We start from the raw sequence: 3563 nt of genomic DNA, 5'->3' as shown, positions 1-3563 counted from the left end.
ACCTTCTCGTTGGGCAGTACGTCGGTCGTGGAACGTTGACGCCTCCGGAGTGCCCGTCGGGCTTCCGACGCGAGCACGTAGAGGTAGATCGGCGTCAATCCGGCGTACCGGCGCAGGGGTTGGGCGTCTCGAAGCCGTAAAGGCCGAGTTGGACAAGCATGTCCCAGCGGGTGATGGCGCTCCGTCCCGCTCTGGCGGCGTTTCCGGCGGCATCGTCGAGGAGCTGCAGCACGCTCTCGTGGACGTATCGTCGTCGCAGTGGCGCCTGGGACCGGGGTGTGCCCAGGCTTCCGTAGGCGCCCATGGCCAGGTGCCCGCCCCAGTGGATCGGGGCGCCTTCCCGGCCGGTGGTGCGCCAGCGCGCCAGCTGCTTGCGTTGAACGTCGTGCAGCGCGTCGATCACGGGTTGTCGCAGCACGAGGGCCGACAGCAGCCGCTCGTCGATCACGTCACCTCCTTCAAGCGCGGGCTCGGTCTCCTCCATCGCCTCCACCGAGTCGATGACGGGGTAGCTGGTGACGATGAGGCGGTCGGCACCGGCCCACAGCATGGCGGGGCCCAGGACGAGCCACTCCCCGGCGGAGACGTTGCCCACGTCACCGCTGTCGCAGGCGAGCATGAGGACTTGACGGGGCATCGGGTACCGGTCCGGTGTGTCGACCAGCATCTGGGAGGTCAGGACTCGCGGTGGAATGACAGGCGGGTCCTCGGCGCTTCCGGGTCTGAGCAGAATGCCGCGGTCCAGCGACTGGCTGTCCGGTCCTACGTGGCAGGCGAATACCGCGGTCGCGTCGGAGTCGGTCTTGTGCAGGCGCTCGGCGAAATCCTGCAGGGACAGGTCGGCATCCGCAGCGACGGTTGCGACGCCGTCCGGGACGAGGTCGAGGAGTCGTCGAGCAGCCGGCAGCTGTTCGTCCTCGGACACCCAGGGCAGATCGCTCCCCGGATCGATCACGACAAGGCCGAGTGGTGGGGCGTCGTCCAGATGCGGCCGGTCGGCAAGGTGGGCGAGGAGTCCTGCCGGTGGCGCGAGTACGGCGGTGCACCACTCGACGAACCGTACGTCGTGCCGACTGCCCGGGATACCGATGGCCGGCCACGGAACGTGGCCGAACTCCGCCGCGGGCGCGATGGCAAGCCGTATCCCCCCGTCTGTTTTCAGCAGAGCCTGTGACAGCGGTGGTGGAATCAGTTCGCCCAGGCGCCGCGCGAGGGACGACTTGGCATGGACCGGGCCGGTGAGGAGTGGGCTGCCCAGTACTCGCTCCTCCCATGACGCGCCGTCCTCTCCTGGGTACAGCCCGGGGAGAGCGTCTCTCAGGTCGGACAACGCCTCGGCCAGTGCCGTCCCTTCGGCGAGGGGGAGCGTTCCGCCGGTCACGGGGCCACTCGGGGGTACCAGGGACCAGAAGACGGTTCGGTCGTGGACCCAGGTGCTCCACCACCACGTGCCCGTCCCCAGCGCGATGTCGGCCATGTCCTCCAGGGCGAAAACGCGCGGGGGCTGATCGGTCCGGTACCAGTGGGCCTGTTCCATGCCGGAGTTGCCCCTCACCCGGATGAAAGGGGCGACCGCGTGGGACGAGTCGAAGGCGCGGCCGTCCTTGTTCGGGCCGAGCTGGAGCCGGGCCGACTCGATGAGCTCGGCAAGGGTTTCCCAGTCCGCTCCGGCCGCCGCCTGTTCCATGGCCTGCTGGACGGTTCTGCCGAAGACCACCCACCACTGGTGTCGTTCTTCCTTGCTGTGTAGCTCGTGCCGGGTGGCGTTCAGTACGGTCAGCGCCTCGATCCGGTTGTGCAGTGCGGCGAGCCGATGTGTTGGATCCGTTGCCAGTCGGTCAGCAAGGACGTTCAGATACGTCGCCGCTTCGATCGGCCGGTCGAGTCTCATCAGGAAGCCGGCCGCACCGTCGGCGGCGCTCAGGTGGGACACGGTGTCGGCATCGGCTTCCCCGGTTTCCTGGAACTCCGCCAGGCTTGCGAGCGCACCGCATCGGATCACCTCGAGCGCGACCGTCCTGCCCGAGCCCGCCAGGCCGAAGTCCTTCGACAGAGAGTCCGGTTGGGCCGCACGGGCGAGGACGAGTCCCGCACCGGCCAGGTAGGAGGCGAGCGAGGGGCGGGTGGGCAGTGCCGCCTCAGCGGCGAGCCGCAGCAGGGCGAGGGCCGTCGGAAGGTTGCGGCGGGTGACCCGCACGGGTACTTCGCGGGAGATCGTGTCGATGAGCTCGTCGGAGTGCCCGCGGAGCAGGGCCAGCCGGAACTGGGCGATACGCAGGTCCTGATGCCGTCGCCTCGCCCAGTCGGTCGGCGGCAGGTCGAGTCCCCTGACGGCGGTTTCAGCCGCACCGGCATTGGCGAGGTCGAGCTCGGCGAGACAGGTGATGAGGGCGGCGGGGCCGGTCGGTTCCCGGCCCGGGACGCCCACCGCGCTCTTCGCTTCGCCGGGATGTCCGTGTTCCAGCAACGCCCAGCCCCGCAGGAGGGCGGCCTCGGGGTGGCGTGTGCCGTCCGACACCGTCCCGAGCTTTTGCAACGCGGCCGCCGGCCGCCCTCTGCGCAGGAGCCGACGTGCCCTGGCAACCGACCGGCCGTCGGAGGTGAGCATCCGGCTCACCGGCGGACGGTCGATCGGGACACGGGCCAACGGCGGTCGCCCGCACCAAGCGTCGACTGCACGAGCGGCCAGTCCCAAGGCGATGGCTGCCACCAGGACGGAGGGAACCGCCCCCGGTGCCGATCGCGACCGCCGAGACCACGACTGCGAGTCCGGTGAGCCTCTGTGCGGCGAAGACCGCTGTCAGGACGTAGACAGGCCACGGCGCGTCGGCGGACGCCGCGAGAATGCCTACGGGCGCGGCGGCAAGAATCAGGATGGTCGCCTGGTGCCGGTAGCGACGCCGTACCGCGTGACTCTCCACCACCGCTTGGCTGGTGGCCGTCCGTCTCCCGGTCCCTCGTATCTCCTGGCCCTCCATGCACAGGTGTTTTGCCTCGCCCGCCTCACCCCAGTGAGCGATCAATGGGAGGATCAGATACAGGACGGTGAGAACCTTGGCGGCCTCCTTCAGCCCCGTGGCGGCGGCCACCACAGCGAGGCAGCCGTGCCACGGCCAGCTCAGGGGCAGCTCCCCTGCACGCAGGTTGTCGGCCAGCTCCAGAGGTCTTTGCCGGACGTCCCAGGACGAAGGGATCGCGGCGAAGGCAACCAGCCAGGCGAGCCATCCGCCATGGATGGTCGAGGCGAGGAGCAGCAGAACGACGAATCCGGCGCCGCGTGCTGCGTACAGACCGGTCCGGGCCAGTCGCTGGCGACGTCTCCCCAGCGGCGTCGGGCCCCAGGCGAGTCCCTCGGTCGGCTGCGAGCTGCCCTGTGCCGGTCGACCGCTCAGATGATCGCCGACCACCTCCTCCGTGCAGCCGACTGCGCGAAAGTACGTTGCGTGCGCTTGATGGAAGGCGACCGTGTTCGTCGGCTGTAGCTCGATTCTCAGCACGCCGGGTGCCGTCGCCTCGCCGCTCACTGTGACCTCGACGTCACCGGAGGAGGAGTAGCTGTGGAC

The 3563-nt window shown here is 69.5% G+C and carries 1 protein-coding gene; it reads right to left on the bottom strand.

Annotated elements, in window-relative coordinates; translation table 11 throughout:
• Window positions 1-94: 94 nt before the first annotated feature.
• The gene (locus ACFYXB_RS45605; RefSeq protein ID WP_389591390.1) at window positions 95-2518 is read right to left on the bottom strand and encodes a CHAT domain-containing protein; all 2424 of its coding nucleotides are present in this window, start codon (window positions 2516-2518) and stop codon (window positions 95-97) included.
• Window positions 2519-3563 lie beyond the last annotated feature (1045 nt).

Origin of the sequence: Streptomyces sp. NPDC002619 (genome assembly GCF_042889305.1) — a bacterium.
GTDB lineage: Bacteria > Actinomycetota > Actinomycetes > Streptomycetales > Streptomycetaceae > Streptomyces.
The sequence above is the reverse complement of the archived record's forward strand: the minus strand, read 5'-3'. Positions and strand labels throughout refer to the sequence as shown.